The sequence below is a fragment of the Pseudonocardia hierapolitana genome, assembly GCF_007994075.1.
Classification (GTDB): domain Bacteria; phylum Actinomycetota; class Actinomycetes; order Mycobacteriales; family Pseudonocardiaceae; genus Pseudonocardia; species Pseudonocardia hierapolitana.
This window is the reverse complement of sequence record NZ_VIWU01000001.1, coordinates 6,964,930-6,985,153: the sequence shown is the minus strand read 5'-3', so window position 1 is coordinate 6,985,153 and position 20,224 is coordinate 6,964,930. Positions and strand designations below refer to the sequence as shown.

Annotated in this window: 21 protein-coding genes; 12 read left to right on the top strand and 9 right to left on the bottom strand. The window is 72.7% G+C overall.

Features of this window, described 5'->3' with window-relative positions:
* Positions 1 to 74 precede the first annotated feature (74 nt).
* Positions 75 to 938: an amidohydrolase family protein gene (locus tag FHX44_RS33000; protein ID WP_147259359.1), complete on the top strand. Its 864-nt coding sequence runs from the start codon at positions 75 to 77 to the stop codon at positions 936 to 938.
* Positions 935 to 2,548 carry an AMP-binding protein gene (locus FHX44_RS32995; protein ID WP_246170720.1) on the top strand — a complete coding sequence of 538 codons (1,614 nt, stop codon included), beginning with the start codon at positions 935 to 937 and terminating at the stop codon, positions 2,546 to 2,548. The genes FHX44_RS33000 and FHX44_RS32995 overlap by 4 nt, the downstream gene beginning before the upstream one ends.
* 95 nt (positions 2,549 to 2,643) lie before the next feature.
* Here FHX44_RS32995 and FHX44_RS32990 read toward each other — a convergent pair whose 3' ends face one another.
* The 4 genes from FHX44_RS32990 to FHX44_RS32975 all read right to left on the bottom strand — a co-directional run bounded on the left by FHX44_RS32990 (position 2,644) and on the right by FHX44_RS32975 (position 6,290).
* Positions 2,644 to 3,051 (bottom strand): calcium-binding protein, encoded by a 408-nt coding sequence (locus FHX44_RS32990; protein ID WP_147259358.1) that lies wholly within the window; start codon positions 3,049 to 3,051, stop codon positions 2,644 to 2,646.
* Between the two features lie 120 nt (positions 3,052 to 3,171).
* A complete protein-coding gene (locus tag FHX44_RS32985) occupies positions 3,172 to 4,371 on the bottom strand; it encodes an FAD-dependent monooxygenase (RefSeq protein WP_147259357.1) in 1,200 nt (399 codons plus the stop codon).
* Positions 4,368 to 5,495 carry a cupin domain-containing protein gene (locus tag FHX44_RS32980; protein ID WP_147259356.1) on the bottom strand — a complete coding sequence of 376 codons (1,128 nt, stop codon included), beginning with the start codon at positions 5,493 to 5,495 and terminating at the stop codon, positions 4,368 to 4,370. The genes FHX44_RS32985 and FHX44_RS32980 overlap by 4 nt, the downstream gene beginning before the upstream one ends.
* A gap of 24 nt (positions 5,496 to 5,519) precedes the next feature.
* The gene (locus tag FHX44_RS32975; protein WP_147259355.1) at positions 5,520 to 6,290 is read right to left on the bottom strand and encodes an IclR family transcriptional regulator; all 771 of its coding nucleotides are present in this window, start codon (positions 6,288 to 6,290) and stop codon (positions 5,520 to 5,522) included.
* A 134-nt stretch (positions 6,291 to 6,424) separates the two neighbouring features.
* Between FHX44_RS32975 and FHX44_RS32970 the strand changes: the two genes are divergently transcribed.
* The 9 genes from FHX44_RS32970 (at position 6,425) to ligD (ending at position 14,987) form a co-directional block, all read left to right on the top strand.
* Entirely contained in the window at positions 6,425 to 6,838 is a 414-nt protein-coding gene (locus FHX44_RS32970) for an Lsr2 dimerization domain-containing protein (RefSeq protein ID WP_212612758.1), read from the top strand.
* 282 nt (positions 6,839 to 7,120) lie between these two features.
* Entirely contained in the window at positions 7,121 to 7,378 is a 258-nt protein-coding gene (locus FHX44_RS32965) for a WhiB family transcriptional regulator (RefSeq protein ID WP_147259353.1), read from the top strand.
* 88 nt (positions 7,379 to 7,466) lie between these two features.
* On the top strand, positions 7,467 to 8,348 hold the full coding sequence (locus tag FHX44_RS32960; RefSeq protein WP_147259352.1) for a sugar phosphate isomerase/epimerase family protein: 882 nt from the start codon (positions 7,467 to 7,469) through the stop codon (positions 8,346 to 8,348).
* A gap of 23 nt (positions 8,349 to 8,371) precedes the next feature.
* The gene (locus FHX44_RS32955; RefSeq protein ID WP_212612757.1) at positions 8,372 to 8,899 is read left to right on the top strand and encodes a MarR family winged helix-turn-helix transcriptional regulator; all 528 of its coding nucleotides are present in this window, start codon (positions 8,372 to 8,374) and stop codon (positions 8,897 to 8,899) included.
* A 78-nt stretch (positions 8,900 to 8,977) separates the two neighbouring features.
* Positions 8,978 to 9,976 carry an MBL fold metallo-hydrolase gene (locus FHX44_RS32950; RefSeq protein ID WP_147259351.1) on the top strand — a complete coding sequence of 333 codons (999 nt, stop codon included), beginning with the start codon at positions 8,978 to 8,980 and terminating at the stop codon, positions 9,974 to 9,976.
* Positions 9,973 to 11,691, top strand: a complete 1,719-nt coding sequence (locus FHX44_RS32945) for an FAD-dependent monooxygenase (RefSeq protein ID WP_147259350.1) — start codon at positions 9,973 to 9,975, stop codon at positions 11,689 to 11,691. Before FHX44_RS32950 ends, FHX44_RS32945 begins: the two co-directional genes overlap by 4 nt.
* Positions 11,601 to 12,797, top strand: coding sequence for a homogentisate 1,2-dioxygenase (locus tag FHX44_RS32940; RefSeq protein ID WP_147259349.1), 1,197 nt, complete (start codon positions 11,601 to 11,603; stop codon positions 12,795 to 12,797). Before FHX44_RS32945 ends, FHX44_RS32940 begins: the two co-directional genes overlap by 91 nt.
* Entirely contained in the window at positions 12,794 to 13,954 is a 1,161-nt protein-coding gene (fahA, locus tag FHX44_RS32935; RefSeq protein WP_147259348.1) for a fumarylacetoacetase, read from the top strand. Before FHX44_RS32940 ends, fahA begins: the two co-directional genes overlap by 4 nt.
* A 19-nt stretch (positions 13,955 to 13,973) precedes the next feature.
* Complete coding sequence (gene ligD / locus FHX44_RS32930; protein ID WP_147259347.1) at positions 13,974 to 14,987, top strand: non-homologous end-joining DNA ligase; 1,014 nt, start codon at positions 13,974 to 13,976, stop codon at positions 14,985 to 14,987.
* Positions 14,988 to 14,997: 10 nt separating this feature from the next.
* On the opposite strand, the gene FHX44_RS32925 is transcribed toward ligD, so the two are convergent.
* The 5 genes from FHX44_RS32925 to FHX44_RS32905 form a co-directional block, all read right to left on the bottom strand.
* Positions 14,998 to 15,822: a hypothetical protein gene (locus FHX44_RS32925; RefSeq protein ID WP_147259346.1), complete on the bottom strand. Its 825-nt coding sequence runs from the start codon at positions 15,820 to 15,822 to the stop codon at positions 14,998 to 15,000.
* Between the two features lie 38 nt (positions 15,823 to 15,860).
* Positions 15,861 to 16,886, bottom strand: coding sequence for an alpha/beta fold hydrolase (locus FHX44_RS32920; RefSeq protein WP_212613086.1), 1,026 nt, complete (start codon positions 16,884 to 16,886; stop codon positions 15,861 to 15,863).
* A gap of 64 nt (positions 16,887 to 16,950) precedes the next feature.
* Entirely contained in the window at positions 16,951 to 18,198 is a 1,248-nt protein-coding gene (gene fmdA, locus FHX44_RS32915; protein ID WP_147259344.1) for a formamidase, read from the bottom strand.
* 21 nt (positions 18,199 to 18,219) lie between these two features.
* Positions 18,220 to 18,504: an FmdB family zinc ribbon protein gene (locus tag FHX44_RS32910; RefSeq protein WP_147259343.1), complete on the bottom strand. Its 285-nt coding sequence runs from the start codon at positions 18,502 to 18,504 to the stop codon at positions 18,220 to 18,222.
* 61 nt (positions 18,505 to 18,565) lie between these two features.
* A complete protein-coding gene (locus FHX44_RS32905) occupies positions 18,566 to 19,627 on the bottom strand; it encodes a substrate-binding domain-containing protein (RefSeq protein WP_147259342.1) in 1,062 nt (353 codons plus the stop codon).
* Positions 19,628 to 19,737: 110 nt separating this feature from the next.
* Between FHX44_RS32905 and FHX44_RS32900 the strand changes: the two genes are divergently transcribed.
* Positions 19,738 to 20,163 carry a MarR family winged helix-turn-helix transcriptional regulator gene (locus FHX44_RS32900; RefSeq protein WP_147259341.1) on the top strand — a complete coding sequence of 142 codons (426 nt, stop codon included), beginning with the start codon at positions 19,738 to 19,740 and terminating at the stop codon, positions 20,161 to 20,163.
* Positions 20,164 to 20,224: the final 61 nt, after the last annotated feature.

The window sequence follows — 20,224 nt, the reverse complement described above, 5'->3', positions numbered from 1 at the left end:
GGCCCGGCAGAGGTCGTGAGTGGATACGGGTGCCACCGCCCTCGTATCCACTCACGGCTCATCGGGGAGTTCGCATGGACGTCGACCGGTTGACCGCGATCGACGTGCACACGCACGTCCTGGCATCGGTGAGCGAGGAGGAGCGCTCCGGGACCGACGCCGCGGCACTCGCCGGAACGTTCGGCGAGATCCCCGAGCTGACCGTCCCCGAGCTCGCCGCGTACTACCGGGAGCGCTCGATGGCGGCAGTCGTGTTCACGGTCGACTCCGTGACCCGAACGGGCCGGGAGCCGCGCGTGTCGAACGAGGAGATCGCCGAGCAGGCCGCGGAGCACGCGGACACGCTGATCCCCTTCGCGAGCGTCGATCCCGGGCGCGGCGCCGCGGCGGTGCGGATCGCCCGCAGGCTGATCGAGGACCACCGCGTTCAGGGCTTCAAGTTCCACCCGAGCGACCAGGAGTTCTACCCGAACGACCGCGCGGTGTACCCGCTGTACGAGGTCATCGCCGAGGCCGGGCTGCCCGCGCTCTTCCACAGCGGCCAGACCGGTGTGGGCGCGGGCCAGCGCGGCGGTGGCGGCATCCGGCTGAAGTACTCCAACCCGATCCACCTCGACGACGTCGCCGTCGACTTCCCGGACATGCCGATCGTCATCGCCCACCCGTCGGTGCCGTGGCAGGACGAGGCCCTCGCCGTGGCCGGTCACAAGCCGCAGGTCTACATCGACCTCTCCGGCTGGTCCCCCAAGTACTTCCCGCCGCAGCTGGTGGCACAGGCGAACTCGCTGCTGAAGAGGAAGGTGCTCTTCGGCTCGGACTTCCCGGCGCTCACGCCGGACCGGTGGCTCACCGACTTCGCGAAGCTCGACCTCAAGGACGAGGTCCGGCCGCTGATCCTCAAGGAGAACGCCGTCCGCCTGCTCGGCCTCGGGGCGTGACGGTGGACGTCTCGTTCGGCACGGTGTGGGAGGCGGTGGCCGCCCACCTGCCGGACGCGGTCGCGATCTCCGAGCCCGGCCGCGACCACTCGTACGCCGAGTTCGACGACCGCGCCTCCCGCCTCGCCGCCGCGTTGGAGGCAGCTGGCGTCGGGCCGGGCGACACGGTCGCCTGCCACCTCTACAACGGCGCCGCGTACCTCGAGACCGTGTTCGCCGCCTTCAAGATCGGCGCTATCCCGGTCAACGCCAACTACCGCTACACCGGCCACGAGCTCACCGAGCTGCTGACCGACGCCGACGCCGCGGCGGTGGTGTTCAGCGGATCGCTCGCCGGGAACGTCGCGCACGCCGCGGAGCACGTCCCGAGCCTGCGCCTGCTGGTCCGCGTCGGCCCCGGCGAAGGCCCGGAGGCGAGGGAGCTCGACGAGCTCATCGCCGCGACGCCCCCGCGCCCGCACACGCCGCGGCCGGGTTCCGACCAGCTGTTCATGTACACCGGCGGTACGACGGGCAAGCCGAAGGGCGTGATCTGGCGGCAGGCCGACCTGCTGCACAGCCTCACGGTCGCGGTCTTCGCCCCGGTGGGCCGCACCACGCTCCCCGCCACCCTCGACGAGGCGGTGGAGGTGGCGGTGGCCGCCCGCACGGAGGGCCGGGCGCCGACGATGATGCCGGTCGTGCCCCTGATGCACGGCACGGGGATGTTCAACACGATGGGCGCCCTGCTCGTCGGCGGCCGCGCGGTAACGACGCGCCCGGGCAGGCTCGACCCGCGCCACGTGTGGGAGACCGTCGTCGCGCAGCGGGTCAGCACGATGATCGTGGCCGGCAACGCCGTCTGCCAGCCGCTCGTCGACGAGCTCCGCGCCGCGGAGGAGGCCGGCAGGCCGCACGACCTCTCCTCGCTGCGCGACATGATCAGCTCGGGCACGGCGTTCAGCGACCGGCTCAAGCGGGCCTTCCACGAGCGCGGACAGGTGACGATCACCGACGCCATCGCCTCCAGCGAGGGCGGCCCGTTCGCGTTCGCGATCACGCGCTCGGTGGACGACCTGCCGTCCCGGTTCTTCCCGGTGCCCGCCGCCAAGGTCATCGGCCCGGGAGACCGCATCCTCGAGCCCGGCAGCGGCGAGGTCGGCGTCCTGGCCTACAGCGGGCCGATGCCGCTGGGCTACTACAAGGACAGCGCGAAGACCGCCACGACCTTCCGCACGATCGACGGCGTGCGCTACTCGATCCCCGGCGACCACGCCGAGCTCGACGCCGACGGCGCGATCCGCTTCCTCGGCCGACGCTCCGGCGTGATCAACACCGGCGGCGAGAAGGTGCACCCCCAGGAGGTCGAGGACGCGCTCCTCACCCACCCCGACGTCACCGATTGCGCGGTGGTCGGCGTGCCCGACCCGACGTGGGGCGAGATCGTGGCCGCGGTGGCCGCGACGCCCGCGGCGCCGACCGAGGGCGAACTGCAGGACTGGGTGCGGCGCACGCTCGCCGGCTACAAGGTGCCGCGCCGGATCGTGCTGGTCGAGCGGCTACCGCGAACCCCGACCGGGAAGCTCGAGGTGGCGCGCGCCAGGGCCATCGTCGAGCGCGGATCGGCGTAGGGCCCCGCGCAGCGCGTCCCGCGCTCGCCACATCGTTGACGTGCCCCCGTCCCGGAGGTGCGGGACGGGGGCACGTCGGCATGCGCGCCGGCAGCTCAGCTGACGTTCTCGCAGTCGGAGTCGATGTTGTCGAGTCCGATGTCGGCCGTGACGGTGTCGACGCCACCCGAGCAGTCGATGATGTCGCGCACGCCGTCCCGGGCATCGATGGTGTCGTTCCCGATACCGGCGGTGAACACGTCCCTCCCCGAACCGCCGATCAGGGTGTCGTTGCCCTGGTTGCCGCCGACGTCGTCGTTGCCGGCTCCACCCTCGACCCGGTCGTCGCCTGCGCCGCCGCTCAGGATGTCGGCGCCGCCGAGGCCCTTGATGACGTCGGCCTGCTGGCTGCCCTGGATCGCGTCGTTGCCGCTCGTGCCGGTGAAGCCGGCGGCGGAAGCGGTGCCCCCGCCGGCCAGCAGTGCTGCCGTCGCGAGCGTCGCGACGATCAAAATCTTGCGCATCTCCCGAGCCCCTCTCGATGGATGTCGTCGTTGCGGGATCGAGAGTGGCCGTCGATGAGCCGGCGGTCTGTGCGCGCGCACGCGCCGGCTTCGTAGGGACGGCGACAGTTCCGGGAGCGATCAGCCGGCGTAGAGCCAGTCGATGTAGCGGAAGTCGCCGGGGTCGCGGTCGCGCAGCAGGGCGTTGCGGGTGGCGCGGAACAGGCCGTCGCAGTGCCAGAGGTCGCCCCACTGCCGCGCGGTGCGCTGCACGCGAGCGGTGCGGACCGTGCGGATCTCGGCGTAGGCGGCCAGCGCCCGGTCCCAATCGGTGCCGTCGGCGGAGCGCGCCTTCGTGGCCTGCTCGGCGAGCTGGGCGGCGTCCTCCAGCGCCTGGCACGCCCCCTGGGCGAGGTACTGCAGCATCGGGTGCGCGGCGTCGCCGGTGAGGGCGAGCCGCCCGTCCACCCAGTTCGTGATGGGCTCGCGGTCGTACATGCGCCACCAGCGGTTGCGCCACAGGTTCGGCAGGGCGGCCTTGATCCGGTCGCAGGTGGCGGCGAATGCGGCGTCGAGCTCGTCGGGAGTGCCCCAGTCCTCCTCACCGGCGAGGGCCTTCGGCGACCGGAACACGGCCACCTGGTTGAACATCTCGCCGCGGCGCAGCGGGTACTGCACGAAGTGGCAGCCCGGTCCGACGTGGACGACGACGTCGTCGAGGGCGAGCCCCGAGGTGTCGGGCAGCTCGGCGAGCGGGAGCGCACCCCGGTACGCGACGTACGCCGAGCTGACCGGCTCGTCGTCGCTGAGCCGGGCGCGCAGCCGGGAGCCGAGGCCGTCGGCGGCGAGGACGACGTCACCGGTGTCGCGGCGCCGGTCCCCCACCGCTGACGCCCCGACGGCGACGGCGCAGTCCGCCGAGACCTCCACGTCGTGGACGGCGACGTCGGTGACGAGATCGACGCCGGCCTCCCGGCACCCGCGCAGCAGGGCGGCGTGCAGGTCGCTGCGGTGGATCAGCACGTAGGGCGCGCCGTAGCGGCGGGCGGTCTCGGCGAGGTCGAGGTGCGTGAGCTCGGAGCCGTCGAGGGCGTCCCGCATCACCAGGCGGCGCGGCGTCACGCCGAGGTCGATCACCTCGTCGAGGAGGTCCCACGAGCGCAGGAGGCGCGTGGCGTTCGGGGCCATCTGCAGGCCGGCGCCCACCTCACCGAACTCCCGCGCCTGCTCCAGGACGCGGACCGCGTACCCCGCGCGCGCGAGCGCGAGGGCGCTGCCCAGCCCGCCGATCCCGCCCCCGACGACGACGGCGTCGACGTGCGTGGCAGAGCGGTGCCTCACGCGGGGGCGTCGTCCACCTGCACGCGGTCGGCGTGCAGGCGCTCGAAGATCGGGGTGTCGGAGAAGCGGAAGAGGTCGAGCGCAGAATCAGCACGAGCGTCGGCGGTGATGGTGAGCGGCACCCAGGACGGCACGGCGACCAGGTCACCGCGGCCGACCTGCCACTCACGCTCACCGACCCGCACGGTGCCGGCGCCGTCGAACACCTGCCACACCGCCGAGCCGACCTCGCGGCGCGTCGCGGTCGTGGCGCCCGGCCGCAGGCGGTGCATCTCCGCGCGGATGGTCGGCATGACGTCACCGCCGGAGGTCGGGTTGGAGAACCGGACGGCCGCGTGCCCCGGCTCCACCACGCCCGGGTGTCCCTCGTCCTCGAGCGCGAGCTGCTCGGTGAGCGCGGAGTGGGTGTGCTCCCACCGGTACGCGGCGATCGGCGAGCTCGGGGTGGGACCGGGCTGCGATACCGGCCGCAGGCCGGGGTGGGCCCAGAGCCGCTCGGCGCGGGAGCGCGCCGGCGTCGAGCGGTCGGAGACCTCGTCGGGGCCCAGCTCGAAGAACGCGGAACCGACCTGGTGGACGAACGGGATGTCGAGCCCGTCGAGCCACGCCATCGGCTGGTCGGCCTGGTTGTGGTGGCCGTGGAAACGCCAGCCCGGCGTGAGCAGGAAGTCGCCGCGGCGCATGGCGACCGGATCACCGTCGACGACGGTCCACACGCCCTCGCCCTCCACGACGAACCGGAACGCGTGCTGCGTGTGCCGGTGGACGGGGGCGTCCTCGCGCGGGTTCAGGTACTGGATCGCGGCCCACAACGTGGGCGTGGCGTACGGGGCGCCGCCGAGCCCGGGGTTGGCGAGCGCGATGGCCCGGCGCTCGCCGCCGCGGCCGACCGGCACCAGGTCCCCGGACCGCTCCGCCAGCCGCAGCAGGTTCTGCCACCGCCACAGGTGCGCCCGCGCGGCCGGGCGCGGGCTCGTCGGCATCAGGTCGCCGATCTCGGTCCACAGCGGCACGAGCAGCTCCTGCTCGAACCCGCGGTAGAGATCCTCGAGCGCCGGGGTCCGTTCCGGCTGCCCCGGCCCGTCGACCGCCTTCAGCGTCACCGGCGAGAGCGTCGTGGTCATGCGGCAACGCTAGAACCGTCCCGCTCAGAGGGCGCCGTTGTTCTGCAGCACAGAACCGTCCGCGACGTCCCGCTCGATGCGCGCGACGGCCGTTGCGAGGTCCCGCGTCCACGCGGCGAGCCGGTCGCGGCGGTACCGCACCGTCGGCATCGCGATCGAGACGGCCGCGGGCACCATCCCCTCCGGGCACCGGACCGCCTGCCCGATCGCGGTCACGCCCGTCTCCGTGGCCTGGTCGTTGACGGCGAACCCCTGCTTGCGCACCCGCCGCAGGTCCCGCAGCAGCACGGCGACGTCCGCCACCGGCGAGTCCGGCCCCGAGTAAAGCTCGATCACGTCGCTCTCCGGCCGGGACGCGAGCACCGCCCGCCCGCCCGACGCGAGGTGGGCCGGCAGCATCCGCCCCTCCCGGTCGCCGACGCGCAGGATCTGCGCCGACTCCACGCTGGCGACGAACCGGGCCCGATCGCCGACCACGGTCATCAGGTTCACCGACTCGTCGGTCCGGGCCGCCAGGGCCTCGAGGTGTGGCAGCGCGATCCTGCGCAGGTCGGCGACCGGCTCCGGCGCCGGAGCCCCGCGCAGCACCGGACCGGCCACGTAGCGCCGGTCCTCGTCCTGCTCGGCGAAGTCGCGGTAGACGAGCATCGCGAGCAGCCGGTGCGCCGTGGAGCGGGCGACGCCCAGGCGCGCGGCGGCGTCGGTGACCCGCAGCGGGCCCTCGTGCAGCAGCAGCGTCGCCAAGTGCAGCGCATGGTCGACGGAGCCGATGCCGTACGCCGGCTTGTTCTTCACAGCGGAATCGTAGCGACCGTTCACCAGAACGACGGCCGGCCAGGCCCACCCACCCGAGCGGGAACGGCGACATGTCGTACTGTCGGGCGGGTCTGCCACTCAAGGGATTGGGAACGTTCTTGGCGCGGTACGTCATGACTCGGCTCGTTGATGACATCGACGGCTCCCAGGCCGTGACGACGGTGTCGTTCGCCCTGGACGGCCGCAGCTACGAGATCGACCTGTCGGAGTCGCACCTCAGCGCCCTGCAGCAGGCGCTCGCCCCGTTCGTGTCCGCCGCCCGCGCCGTTCCGGGCGGAGTTCGTCAGGCGACTCGGATCCCGGAGGCGAAGCGGACGCCCGCGCCGAAGGAACAGGTGGCCGCGCGCCAGGTGATCACGACCGAGACGCCCGCCGCACCTCCCTCCGCACCTCCGGCAGCAGCCGGCCCGCGGGCCGTCGACACGCTGCCCTTCCGGCAGCCGGTGCCCCAGAAGGAGCGCGCCGCCGCGTCGGCACGCCCCAAGCCCGCACCCCTGGTGGCCGACCCGTTCAACCCGCGGTCCTGATCCCTGCCGCGCGGCCGGCCGGCCGCGCAGGTCCCCGGGAATCGGCTCGCGCGCTGCTCGGGCAGCGGCGGGATGTCGAGCGCCCGGAAGAGCAGGCACGGTCACATCCGCGACGGGAACAACTCGGTTGAGACCGCGCGTTGAACCGGGCATCGTCGTCGCGCGGCGCATTCGCGCCCGCGGTCGATCCCCCACCTGCGTCGCCACGAGGCGGCGCGCCCACCCACCGTGCTCGCGCGGGCATCTCGCGCGCCCACACCCACGATTGGAGGCGGCACACCCATGCCTGACTTCGACGACTGGCGGCAGGGTGCCGCCTGCCGGGACCACGACCCGGAACTGTTCTTCCCGCTGACGGAGATGGGGCCCGGCGCCCACCAGGTGGACCGCGCGAAGGCCGTCTGCGCGCGCTGCCCCGTGCGCACCGCGTGCCTCGACTACGCGCTCGACAACGGCCTCGACCACGGGATCTTCGGGGGCACCACCGAGACCGAGCGCCGGGAGCTGCGCAGGGCGCGCACCTCCCGCCGGGCCGCCTAGTCGGGCGACGTCGAGACTTTGTCTTGACATACGGACTTCCGCCTGACTAGCGTCCGGGTCCTCGCGGCCGAACCACGGGAGGACAGCGGTGAAGCTCGCCCTCGACCCGCAGATGTTCCACTCGACGCACTCGGTGTGGGAGCTGCCCGACGTCGTCGCCCGCACGGGCTACTCCCACATGGAGCTCTCCCCCAAGGCCGACTTCATCCCGTTCTTCGGCCACCCCCGCGTCGACGATGCCGGCGTCGCCAAGCTGCGCAAGCGCGCCGCCGACGCCGGCATCGGCATCGCATCGGTGCTGCCGGTGCTGCGCTGGTCCGGCCCCGGCGAGGACGAACGCCGAGCCGCCGTGCGCGCCTGGAAGCGGGCGATCCAGATCACGGTCGACCTCGGCGTCGACGTCATGAACTCCGAGTTCAACGGCCGGCCCGAAGCCGCCGAACACGCCGAGAGCCAGTTCCTGCGCTCCCTCGACGAACTGACCCCGGTCTTCGAGCGCGAAGGCATCAAGCTGGTGCTCGAACCGCATCCCGACGACTTCATCGAGGACGGCCACGCCGCGGTCGGCCTCGTCCGCGGGCTGAACCGGGACTGGATCTCCTTCCTCTACTGCACCCCGCACACCTTCCACCAGGGCAACGACGCCACCGGCATCATCACCGCCGCCGCCGAGAAGCTCACCTACGTGCACCTGGCCGACACCCTCGACCACACCGCCTCGAACGGGCTGCGCTACATCGTCAACCCGCCCGCCTCGACCGCCCGCGTGCACCAGCACGCCGAGATCGGTCGCGGCGAGGTCGACTTCGACGAGGCCTTCGCCGCACTGGCCAGCATCGGCTTCGACGGCGTGCTCTCCTCCTGCGTATTCGGGTGGGAGGAACACGCCACCGAGATCAGCATCCGCCAGCGGGAGAAGGCCACCGCACTGATCGAGAAGCACTTCGGCGGCGTCGCGGCCCCGCACTGAGCCCACCCCCCTACCATCGATCAGTGGGCCAGCACCCTGACGCGTTCCTGTCCTTCGCCGACATCGCTCCCGACCGCACGGTGGAGCGCCTGCCGGGGACGGACCGGTCCGCCATGGAGATGGTGCTGCTGCTGTACCGGGTCACGAGCACCGTCGTCTACGACCTGGAGTCCACCGTGCACCGGCCGGCCGGGTGGAGCTGGTCGGCCTTCCGGTTGCTGTTCACCCTGTGGGTCTCCGGCCCGCAGGAGGCCAGCCGCGCGGCCGAGCTGTCGGGGATGAGCCGTGCGGCGGTGTCGAGCCTGTCCCGGACGCTCACCGCCGCAGGCCTGCTCGAGCGCGGCCCCGACGAGCGGGACCGCCGCGGCGTGGTGCTCTCGCTCAGCGAGGAGGGCACGAGCCGGCTGGAGGCGGCGCTGCGGGTCCACAACCAGCGGGAGGCGGAGTGGGCCGCGCTCCTCACGCCCGAGGAGCTGGAGGTGTTCAACACCGTGCTGGCCAAGCTCGCACGGGCCGCCCGCACCCAGGACTGGGTCAGCCACCGCTTCTGAGTCCGGGGTGGCGTTCATGGCCGCGAGGCTCTACGGTCCCCGGTAGTTAAACCTTTTATTTGCCGGGAGGACGTCACCGTGGCCGGTCCGAACAAGGCTCCGAACAAGGCTCCGAACAAGACGAAGCCGTTCGCCTCCTCCGCCGACACCGCCGTAAAGGCGCAGACTCTCGAGGTCCTGGCCGACGGCGTGTACGCCCTCACCGCCGAGGGCGACCCCAACATCGGGGCCGTCGAGGGTGAGGACTTCCTCGTCTGCTTCGAGGCGCTCGCCACCCCGGTGGCCGCGCGCAAGTGGCTCGACCGCCTGCGCGAGCACACCGACAAGCCGGTCCGCTACCTCGTGCTCTCGCACTACCACGCCGTCCGCGTCCTCGGCGCGTCGGCGTTCGACGCCGACGTCATCGTGGCCCACGAGATCACCCGCGCGCTCGTGGCCGAGCGGGGCAAGGAGGACTGGGAGAGCGAGTTCGCCCGCATGCCGCGCCTGGCCGAGGGCGCGGACTCGGTGCCCGGGCTCACCTGGCCGACCCTCACCTTCGCCGACCGGCTCACGATCGACCTCGGCGGCGACCGCGGCGACCTCGTGCTGCAGTACCACGGGCGCGGCCACACCGAGGGCGACATCACCGCATGGCTCCCGCGCCAGAAGATCCTCTTCGCCGGCGACCTCGTCGAGGCGCAGGCCGCGCTCTACACCGGCGACGCGTTCCACCGCGACTGGGCGGGCGGCACCCTCGACCGGGTCAAGGCGCTCGGCGCCGAGCAGCTCGTCGGCGGGCGCGGCGCGGTGAGCCGCGGCCGCGCCGAGGTCGACGCCGCCATCGAGCAGACCCGCGGCTTCCTGCAGGTGATGATCCGCGAAGTCGGCGCCGTGCAGGAGCGCGGCGGCACCCTCAAGGAGGCCTTCGAGGCCACCCACGCCGCGCTCGTCGACGACTACGGGCACTGGCCGATCTTCGAACACTGCCTGCCCTTCGACGTCTCGCGGCTGTGGGACGAGCTGTCCGGAATCGAGCGCCCGATCATCTGGACCGCGGAACGCGACCAGGAGGTCTGGGCCCAGCTCCAGTCATGAATCCGGCCGTGAACCCGGTCCTCGTCCTCGGGGCAGGCCCGGTCGGGCAGACCACCGCCCTGCTGCTCGCCCGCTGGGGCGTCCCGGCGATCGTCCTCGACCAGCGCCCCGCGCGGGACGCGGTCGGGTCGAAGGCGATCTGCCAGCAGCGCGACGTCCTCGACATCTGGGAGGCCGTCGGCGCGGGCCGCCGCATCGCCGACGAGGGCGTCACCTGGACGACCGCACGCACGTTCCACCGCGACGCGGAGCTGTTCAGCTACACGTTCGCCGAGCCGGGCCGGCCCGCGTTCCCGCCGTTCGTCAACATCTCCCAGAGCCGCACCGAGCAGATCCTCGACGAGCGCATCGCCGCCGAGCCGCTCGTCGACGTGCGCTGGGGCCACCAGGTCGTCCACATCGACCAGGACGGCGCCGGCGTCACCGTGCGGTGCGCGGACGGCACGCGGCTGCGCGGCGACCACCTCGTCGTGTGCGCCGGGTCCCGCTGCGACGAGCTGCGCCGCCTGCTCGGGGTGGACTTCGGGGGCCACTCCTTCGACGACCGGTTCCTGATCTGCGACATCCGCACGGATCTGCCCGGATGGGCCACCGAGCGGCGGTTCTACTTCGACCCGGCCTGGAACCCCGGCCGTCAGGTGCTCATCCACCCCTGCCCCGACTCCACCTTCCGGATCGACTGGCAGGTGCCCGCCGGCTACGACCTCGACGCGGAGACCGCATCAGGCGCCCTGGACGCCCGGATCCGCGCGATCATCGGGGACCGGGACTACGAGATCGTGTGGAAGTCGGTCTACCGCTTCCACTCCCGTCTGGTCGACCGCATGCGCTGCGGGCGCATCCTCATCGCGGGCGACGCGGCGCACCTGGTCTCGCCGTTCGGGGCCCGCGGGCTCAACTCCGGCGTCGCCGACGCGGAGAACGCCGCGTGGAAGATCGCGTATGTCGGGCACGGGTGGGCGCCCGATGCCCTGCTGGACACCTACCACGACGAGCGGCACGCCGCGGCGCTGGAGAACATCGCCGTCACCACGGCGACGATGGACTTCCTCGTCCCGCAGGACGAGGCCGCGGCCGCCCACCGGCGCGACGTCCTCTCCCGCGCCGCCGACGACCCCGCGGCCCGCGCGCTCGTCGACTCGGGGCGCCTCGCCGAGCCGTTCTGGTACGTCGGCTCGCCGCTCACCACCCCGTCCGCCACCCGGCCGTTCGCCGGCCGCCCTCCCCGAGGGGCCACGCCACCGCCGGGCCCGGGCATCCTCGTCCCCGATGTCCCGGTACACCAGGTCGTGAGTGGCGCCACGGGCCATGGCACTCGTATCCACCCACGACCCGCGCGGCGGTTCCGGGAGCTCGCCAGGGACGGGTTCCTGCTGCTGGTCGTGCCGGGAGCGGATGCCGACGCGGCGCGCACCGCCGCCGTGGCCACGCCCGGGCCGGTACGGGTCCTCGGCCTCGACGAGATCGATCCCGACGGCACCCTCGCCGACACCCTCGGCGTCCGGCCCGCAGAGGTCTGGATCATCCGCCCCGACGCCCACGTCGCCGCCGTCCTCGACAACCCCACGCACCAGGAGATCCGCACGGCGCTCGCCCGCGCCACCCGATCGGGAGGAGAACCACCATGGCCTACTACCGGCGAGTCGGTGACATCCCGCCCAAGCGGCACACCCAGCACCGCACCCCCGACGGGGGCCTCTACTACGAGGAGCTGATGGGCGAGGAGGGCTTCTCCTCAGACTCCGCCCTCCTCTACCACCGCGGCGTGCCCTCGGCGCTCGTCGACGCCTCACCGTGGGAGCTGCCCGACCAGGCGCTGACCGAGAACCGCCCGCTGCTGCCCCGCCACCTCAAGCTGCACGACCTGGTCGGGGAGGACTGGAAGGCCGCCGACGCGGTCACCGGACGGAGGCTGGTGCTGGGCAACGCCGACGTGCGGATCTCCTACGTCGCGGCCGGCCAGCCCTCCCCGCTGTACCGCAACGCCATCGGCGACGAGTGCGTGTACGTGGAGTCGGGAGCGGCGACCGTCGAGACCGTGTTCGGCGTGCTCACGGCGCGACAGGGCGACTACGTGCTCCTCCCCCGGGCCACGACCCACCGGTGGGTCCCCACCGGCTCGGACCCGCTGCGGCTCTACGCCATCGAGGCGAACTCCCACATCGCGCCGCCGAAGCGCTACCTCTCGCGCTACGGGCAGCTGCTGGAGCACGCGCCCTACTGCGAGCGGGACCTGCACGGGCCCGGCGAGCCGTTCCTCGTCGAGGGAACGGACGTCGAGGTGCTGGTGAAGCACCGCGGCTCCCGCGGCGTCACCGGTACCCGCCACGTCTACCCGACCCACCCCTTCGACGTGGTGGGCTGGGACGGCTGCCTCTACCCGTACACCTTCAACGTGAGCGACTTCGAACCGATCACCGGCCGGGTGCACCAGCCGCCGCCCGTGCACCAGGTGTTCGAGGCGAACAACTTCGTGATCTGCAACTTCGTGCCGCGCAAGGTGGACTACCACCCCCTGGCGGTGCCGGTGCCCTACTACCACTCCAACGTCGACTCCGACGAGGTGATGTTCTACTGCGGCGGCGACTACGAGGCCCGCAAGGGATCGGGCATCGGGCAGGGCTCGATCAGCCTGCATCCGGGCGGGCACAGCCACGGCCCGCAGCCCGGCGCGGTGGAGCGGTCGCTGGGCGCGGAGTTCTTCGACGAGCTGGCCGTCATGGTCGACACGTTCCGGCCCCTCGAGCTGGGCGAGGGCGGCATCGCAGCCGAGGATCCCGCCTACGCCTGGAGCTGGGCGGGGCGGGGGCCGGCCCGATGACCGACGCCTCCCTCTTCGGGTTGGACAACCTGCCCTACGGCGTCTTCTCCCCCGCGGGCGGCACCCCGCGGGTGGGGGTGCGCTACGGCGACAGCGTCGTGGACCTGTCCGTGCTGCTCGACGACCCGGTGTTCGCGACACCCTCGCTGGGCGCGTTCATGGCGCAGGGCCGGTCCCGGTGGACGCGGGTACGGGAGCAGCTCACGGATCTCCTGGCCGGTGACGTCCCGGACGCCGCCCTGCACCCGGTCGGCGATGTGCGGATGCACCTGCCGTTCGAGGTCGCGGACTACGTGGACTTCTACGCCTCCGAGCACCACGCCTCGAACCTGGGGCGCCTGTTCCGCCCCGACTCCGAGCCGCTGATGCCCAACTGGAAGCACCTGCCCGTGGGCTACCACGGCCGCGCCGGCACGGTCGTCGTCTCCGGCACGGACGTCGTGCGGCCGTGCGGGCAGCGCAAGGCCCCCGACGAGGCCGCACCCACGTTCGGTCCGAGCAGGCGCCTGGACATCGAGGCCGAGCTGGGCTTCGTCGTGGGCGTCGGGTCGCAGCTCGGCGACCGCATCGGCGTGGACGAGTTCGCCGAGCACGTCTTCGGCGCGGTGCTGCTCAACGACTGGTCCGCCCGCGACCTGCAGGCGTGGGAGTACGTGCCGCTCGGCCCGCACCTGGGCAAGAGCTTCGCCACGTCGATCTCCCCGTGGGTGGTGCCGCTGGCCGCGCTGGAGGCCGCACGCGTACCGTTGCCCGGGCAGGACCCGCAGCCCCTTCCGTACCTGCGCGGGCGCGAGGACTGGGGTCTCGACATCGACCTCCTCGTGGAGTGGAACGGCGAGGAGGTCTCCCGCCCGCCGTACCGGGAGATGTACTGGTCGGCTGCGCAGATGCTCGCCCACATGACCGTCAACGGGGCGTCCGCGCGCGTCGGTGACCTGTTCGCCTCCGGCACGATCTCCGGGCCGGAGAAGCACCAGCGCGGCGCGTTCATCGAGCTCACCTGGGGCGGGCGCGAGCCGGTCACCGTGAAGGGCGAGGAGCGCACGTTCCTCCAGGACGGCGACGAGGTCAGGATCTCCGCCACCGCGCCCGGTACGAGCGGCGGCCGGATCGGGTTCGGCGAGGTCACGGGCACGATCAGGGCGCCGATGCCCTGACCGGCGGTACGGTCGCCGCGTGACCGCGGACGACACCGAGGTACTCGACATCGCCGGGCGCAAGGTGCGGATCACCAGCCCGGGGAAGGTGCTGTTCCCCGCCCGCGGCGAGACGAAGCTCGACCTCGCGCGCTACTACCTGGCCGTCGCGGAGCCGCTCATGGCGGCGATGGGCGGCCGGCCGGTGCTCCTGCAGCGCTTCCCGAAGGGCGCGAGCGGGCCGTCGTTCTTCCAGAAGCGCGTCGCGCCCACGGCCGCCGACCCGTGGGTGACCACCACGGTCGTCTCGACGCCGAACGGCACCACGTCCAACGCGCTGGTCGCCGTCGACCTCGCACACGTCCTGTGGGCGGTGAACATGGGCTGCCTCGGCTTCCACGTGTGGCCCGTGACCGCCGCCGACCCGGCGCACACCGACGAGCTGCGGATCGACCTCGACCCGGGCCCCGGCGTCACGTTCACGATGATCCGGGAGGCGGCCGCGGAGACGAAGGCCCTGCTCGACGAGCTCGGCGTCGCCGGCCACCCCAAGACCACGGGGAGCCGGGGGATCCACGTCTACGTCCGCCTCCAGCCCCGCTGGGATGGCTACGCGGTGCGCGCGGCGGCGGTCGCCGTGGCCCGCGAGCTCGAGCGCCGCCGGCCCGACCTGATCACCGCGGCCTGGTGGAAGGAGGAACGCGGCACCCGCGTGTTCGTCGACTTCAACCAGAACGCCCCGCACAAGACCGTGTTCGGCGCCTGGTCCGTCCGCGCCAACCCGCACGGCCAGGTGTCCACCCCGTTCGACTGGCGGGAGCTGGAGTCGATCACACCGACCGAGCTCACCATCGCCACCGTCCCCGCCCGGATCGCCGGGCACGGTGACCCGTGGGCCGAGATGTCGTCCGAGCGCCAGTCCCTGGAACCGCTGCTGGAGCTGCACCGGCGCGACACGGCCGGCGGGCTGATGGACGCGCCCTGGCCGCCCGTCTACCCCAAGATGCCGGGGGAACCACCGCGCGTGGCACCGAGCCGGGCGCGGAAGCCCTGAACGAGTGCCTTCAGGCCCCGGGCGCCGGCAGCCAGTCGATCGTGACCGGGAACAGGTACCGGTCGGCGACCAGCGTCAGCACGCGGCGTGCCGTGCGCGGCGACTCGACGACCCCGCGCGGCACCCCGGCCCCCGCCTTCTCGTAGGCCCGTCCGGCCAGCTCCTCGAGCAGGTCGCCGACGCCGCCGTCGGCCGATGCGAGGCGCAGGCCGGTGGCGCGCTGCAACCGCGCGACCTCGACCATGCCCATGGTCCGCTCCGCGTACTCGGGGAACACCCCGGCGAGGAACAGGGCACCGTCGCCGATGCGGCGCCAGACGCCCGGCTGCTCGACCGGAGTCACGACCTCGAGCAGGCCGGCGAGGCGCGGGAGGTCGAGCTCGTTCCACCGCTGGCGTCGCCAGCCACGAGCACCGCGGCGCCAGACCGTCCCCGACATGACGCGGGAGTAGGACGCCAGCAGCTCGGCGAGGAAGAGCCGGTGCGCAGGCTCGGTGGCGAACGCCGCCAGGACCGGCGCGTCGAAGACCGGCACCCGCGAGCGCGGGCCCGCACGATCGGCCACGTAGTGACGCCCGACGAGGGAACTTCCGACGCGGTGCACCGCCGCGGCGAACACGAGGAACGGTGACAGGTACCGGAAGCGCGCCGCCTCGTCCGGCCGCGCTGCGACAATCGCGTCGGCGACCCCCGGCCGGTCCAGCAGGTCCAGCACCAGGGTCGGCTCCCGCCGCAGCGCCGCCACCTGGTCGGCGCGCCCCCCGGTGAGGACCAACAGGTCGTGATCGGTGAGGTGCTCGGCGTACCGCCTGCCGACAGACTCCCGCCCGTCCATCCCCCCATTGTGCTTCCGGGTCGGCCCGTTCGGAAGGATCACCTCGAGAGGAGCTCCCCGACCGCCTGGTCGATGAACGCCGTGTCGACCGGGTTCGCCCCACCGCCCGCGAAGTGCCCCCAGACACCGGGGATCACCCGCAGCTCGGCGGTCTTCATGTGCGAGACGGCCCACTGTTCGTCCTCGGGCGGGAAGTAGAGGTCCTTCTCCGCCGGCATGACGATCGCCCGTGCTCGGATGGAAGCGAGGGCCTCCTCGGTGGACGCGAAGCCGGGGGTGGCGCCCACGTCGCCGTTCCACCAGGTGTCGAGCATCGTGAGCAGGTTGTTCGGGTCCCTCCCGTCGAGGAAGAAGCCCTCCCAGAACCCGACCGCGAAGTCCTCCAGGGAGGTGTGGCCGAGCTCGCGCCACACCTCGTCCCAGTAGAACGCCTGCGAGAAGCCCCAGCCCGCGTAGATCCGGGCGAACGCGCGCAGGCCGCGCACGGGGAGGGCGTCGGGTTCGTACCACCCCTCGGCGAAGGCGGCGTCGGCGCGCAGGGCGTGGCGCAACGAGTCGAGGAACACCTTGTTGTGCGGCGCGGTCCGCGGCGATCCGCAGAACGGCAGGATCCGCTGGACCATCTCCGGGTGGCTGACCGCCCACTGGTAGGTCTGCCCCGCTCCCATCGACCAGCCGAGCACGAGCTGCAGCGTCTCGATGCCGAACACCTCGGTGACGATCCGGTGCTGCGCGGCGACGTTGTCCCGCACCGCGATCTGCGGGAACCGGGCGCGATCCCACGGGGGCGGTGTGTTCGACGGCGACGAGGAGAGGCCGTTGCCGAGCATGTTCGGGACGATGATGAACCAGCGGTCGGGGTTCAGCGCCTTGTCCTCGCCGATGAGCCACTCGTTGTCCCAGTGGCGGCCCGAGTACCAGGTCGGATAGACGATCGCGTTGTCCTTCGCCGCGTTGAGCGTCCCGTAGGTCTGGTAGGCGATCCGGGCGGGACGCAGCGTGGCGCCGCAGGCCAGCGTGAAGTCCGGGATCTCGTGGACGTCGTACGGGGCGTCTGGTCCAATCACGGGAACCTCCTTGACGAGGGGTTCCGACCGTGCTCCGCCGATGCCGGCCGCGCAAGGGCCGTCATGACGACACCGCGCAGCTCCCCCGGTCGGCCGAGACGGGCCCCGAGGCGGACGGCCGGATGTCGAAGTCGAAGATCGCCGTGGGCAGGTAGAGGGAGCAGCAGGCGTTCGGGATGTCGACCACCCCGCTGACCCTGCCCTCGATGGGCGCCGCGCCGAGCAGGAGGTAGGCCTGGGCGCCGGAGTAGCCGAACTTCGTCAGGTACTCCACCGCGTTGAGGCACGCGTTGCGGTAGGCCGCGGTGGCGTCGTTGTAGAGCTGCGTGTCGCTCCCGTGGTCGACGCCGATCCCGATGAACGTGAGGAACTCCGAGTAGCGCGGCTCGACGTTCCCCGGCATCAGGATCGGGTTCGTCGTCACCCCGTACGTCTGCATGCCGCCCTTGATCAGGTCGACGTGGAAGTCGATGAAGCCGCCCATCTCGATGGCGCCGCAGAAGGTGATCTCGCCATCGCCCTGGCTGAAGTGCAGGTCGCCGCCGGAGAACAGCGCGCCCGGCACGTGCACCGGGTAGAAGACGCGCGAGCCGCGGGTGAAGTTCTTGATGTCGTGGTTGCCGCCGTTCTCCCTGGCCGGCACCGTGCGGGCGCCGTCACGGGCGATGGCGGCGAGCGCGTCGCCGGACGCGGTGCCGCCGAGCGCGTTCTCCTCCAGCGGCGGCAGCGCGAGCGGGGGCACGCGGTCGGGGTCGGTGGCGATCAGCGCGCGTTCCCGCGCGTTCCACCGGCCGAGGAGCTCCGGCGAGGGCGCGGTACCGAAGAGGCCGGGGTGGGTGATCCCGGTGAACTCCACCCCGGGGATGTGCCGGGACGTGCACTTCTGCCCGGCGAAGTCCCAGATCGCCTTGTAGGCGTCGGGGAAGCGGTCGGTGAGGAAGCCGCCGCCGTTGTCCTTGGCGAAGATCCCGGTGTAGCCCCAGCCCTGGCCGGGTGCGTCGCCGGACTCCTGCGGCACCGGGCCCAGGTCGAGGATGTCGACGACGAGCAGGTCACCCGGTTCGGCGCCGTCGACGTGGATCGGTCCGGAGAGCATGTGGGCGTGCGTGAGGTCGACGTCGCGCACGTCGTTCGCCGAGTCGTTGTTGCCGATCTGGCCGTCGGTCCACTCCCGGCACTCCACGCGGATCGACTGCCCGGGCCGCACCGTGACGGCCGGCGGGATGTCGGGATGCCACCGGTTGTGGCCGGGCACCGCCTGGTCGCGCATCGAACGGGCCTGGTCGACGGAGAAGACGACATCGGGCATGCGGGCCTCCTGGGAACGGGTTCAGGGCCGGGGCAGGCGGGCGTGACGGGGATCCGTCGAGAGCGGCGTGGCGCGCCGGGAGCGCCCCGGCACCGACGTCACGACCTGCGGGGATTCGGCGCTGCGGGCACCGGCGTCGAGCGCCCGCCGCACGGTCGGGTCGAGCCCGCGCAGTGCGGGGGCGCCGAACACGCGGGTGGCCGGGAGCGCGCAGTCGGGGCAGGTCGCGTCGCACGCGGACTCGGCCATGGGGCGACGGACCTCGAACTCGCCGCAGCGCGGACAGCGGAAGGCGTAGGTCGGCACGGCAACCTCGGGACGGAGAGCAGAAACTGTCAGATGAAACTATTGCGATAGAAAGGTTCCGTCAAGGCGTCAGCTGCGCGAGCACGTCGAGGTCCAGCCCGTCGGCCCGGGCCAGGTAGACGCTCTGCACGAGGTGGTTCCCGGTCATCCGCACCGTGCCACGCGGGCTGTCGTACGCGAGCGTGTCTGCCGCCGCGGCCCACTCCCCCGGCGCCAGGGAACCGGCCCGCTCGGCGAGCCGCGCGAGCAGCGTCACGCCCTCATAGCAGGACTCGCCCAGCGAGCCGAGCACGGGCGCATCCACCCCGAACCGCTCGGCGTAGCGGCGCGAGAACTCCAGGCCCGACGCCGTCGGCAGCGCCTCGAAGAACCCCGCGGACGCGTACAGGTCGCGGGTGGCATCCGCCCCGGTGGCCAGCACCATGTTCTCCTCCATGAGCGGGCTGAACCGCACGCACGCGGCGTCGAGCCCTGCGGCGGCGAAAGCCCGGTTGAACAGCACCGCGTCCGAGCCGACCAGCAGCATCAGCACCCCTTGCGCGCCGCTGCGCTCCACCCGCCGCACGGCCGGGCCGAAGTCGGGAGTGCCCAGCGGGACGAACACCTCGTCGACGACGTCCACGTCGGCGCTGCGACGGGCGTAGTCGCGCGCCGCCCGCGCGGACGCGATCGGCCAGACGTAGTCGTCGCCGACCACGCACCAGGTGCGGACCCCGACCTCGCGCGCCATCCAGGTCAGGGCGGGCAGCAGCTGGCGATCGGGTGTCTCGCCCGCGAGGAAGACGCCGGGCGTGCGCTCGCCGCCCTCGTAGAGCGGGCTGTAGACGTACGGGACCCGCCCGGACACGACGGGCGCCACCACCTGGCGGACCGCCGAGATGTGCCAGCCGGTGACACCTTCCACGGCACCGGCCGAGACGAGCGCGTCCACCTCCCGAGCGACCGCCCTCGGCGCGCGCCCGCCGTCGACGATCCGCAGCCGCAGCTCACGGCCCAGCAGGCCGCCCGTCGCGTTGATCTCGTCGGCGGCGAGCAGCCCGCACGCCTCGCACGACGGGCCGACGATGCCCGCCGGGCCACTGCGCGGCACCACGAAGGCGATCTCGACCGCGTCCCGCCCCATCCGACCTCCCGCCTCGATCAGGTCGTTCGGTTCGAGATGACAGTGTTTACGATGACAGTGTTCGCCGGGCGCGGCGCCGTGTCACGAACTCGTATCGCGAGGAGGTGGGAATGTCCCTACCGGAACTGCTCAGCCAGGTCGAGCACCTGGTCTCGCGCCGGGTGGAGGCCGCACTCGGCCCGGACGGCCCCACCCTCGACCAGTGGCGCGTGCTCACCCACCTGGCCGACGGCGCGGGCCACCCGATGAGCGAGATCGCCGCCCGGGCCATGGTGCCCGCGCCGACGCTCACGAAGATCGTCGACCGGCTGGTCGACCGAGCGCTGGTCTACCGCAGGGTCGACGACGCCGACCGCCGCCGCGTGCTGGTGTTCCTCTCCGAACACGGGCGCGCCGAGCACGCCCGGCTCGCCCCCGCCGTGGCCACGGTGGGCGAGTCGTTGACCGCCGAGCTGGGCACCGACGCCGGCCTGCTCGCGGCGCTGCTGGAACGCGTGCGGCAGCTCACCGACGCCGGGGCAGCACGTCCGCGCTAGCCACCTCGGACGGGACAGGGCGAGGGCTGCGCGCTCCTCGTCGGTGCAGAACGCCGGATCG

Bases quoted from the DNA above. Each gene is read 5' to 3' on its own strand.
- FHX44_RS33000 (WP_147259359.1), top strand. From the start codon at position 75: ATGGACGTCGACCGGTTGACCGCGATCGACGTGCACACGCACGTCCTG.
- FHX44_RS32990 (WP_147259358.1), bottom strand. From the start codon at position 3,051: ATGCGCAAGATTTTGATCGTCGCGACGCTCGCGACGGCAGCACTGCTG.
- FHX44_RS32980 (WP_147259356.1), bottom strand. From the start codon at position 5,495: ATGACCACGACGCTCTCGCCGGTGACGCTGAAGGCGGTCGACGGGCCG.
- FHX44_RS32970 (WP_212612758.1), top strand. From the start codon at position 6,425: ATGACTCGGCTCGTTGATGACATCGACGGCTCCCAGGCCGTGACGACG.
- FHX44_RS32965 (WP_147259353.1), top strand. From the start codon at position 7,121: ATGCCTGACTTCGACGACTGGCGGCAGGGTGCCGCCTGCCGGGACCAC.
- FHX44_RS32945 (WP_147259350.1), top strand. From the start codon at position 9,973: ATGAATCCGGCCGTGAACCCGGTCCTCGTCCTCGGGGCAGGCCCGGTC.
- FHX44_RS32940 (WP_147259349.1), top strand. From the start codon at position 11,601: ATGGCCTACTACCGGCGAGTCGGTGACATCCCGCCCAAGCGGCACACC.
- fahA (WP_147259348.1), top strand. From the start codon at position 12,794: ATGACCGACGCCTCCCTCTTCGGGTTGGACAACCTGCCCTACGGCGTC.
- FHX44_RS32925 (WP_147259346.1), bottom strand. From the start codon at position 15,822: ATGGACGGGCGGGAGTCTGTCGGCAGGCGGTACGCCGAGCACCTCACC.
- fmdA (WP_147259344.1), bottom strand. From the start codon at position 18,198: ATGCCCGATGTCGTCTTCTCCGTCGACCAGGCCCGTTCGATGCGCGAC.
- FHX44_RS32905 (WP_147259342.1), bottom strand. From the start codon at position 19,627: ATGGGGCGGGACGCGGTCGAGATCGCCTTCGTGGTGCCGCGCAGTGGC.
- FHX44_RS32900 (WP_147259341.1), top strand. From the start codon at position 19,738: ATGTCCCTACCGGAACTGCTCAGCCAGGTCGAGCACCTGGTCTCGCGC.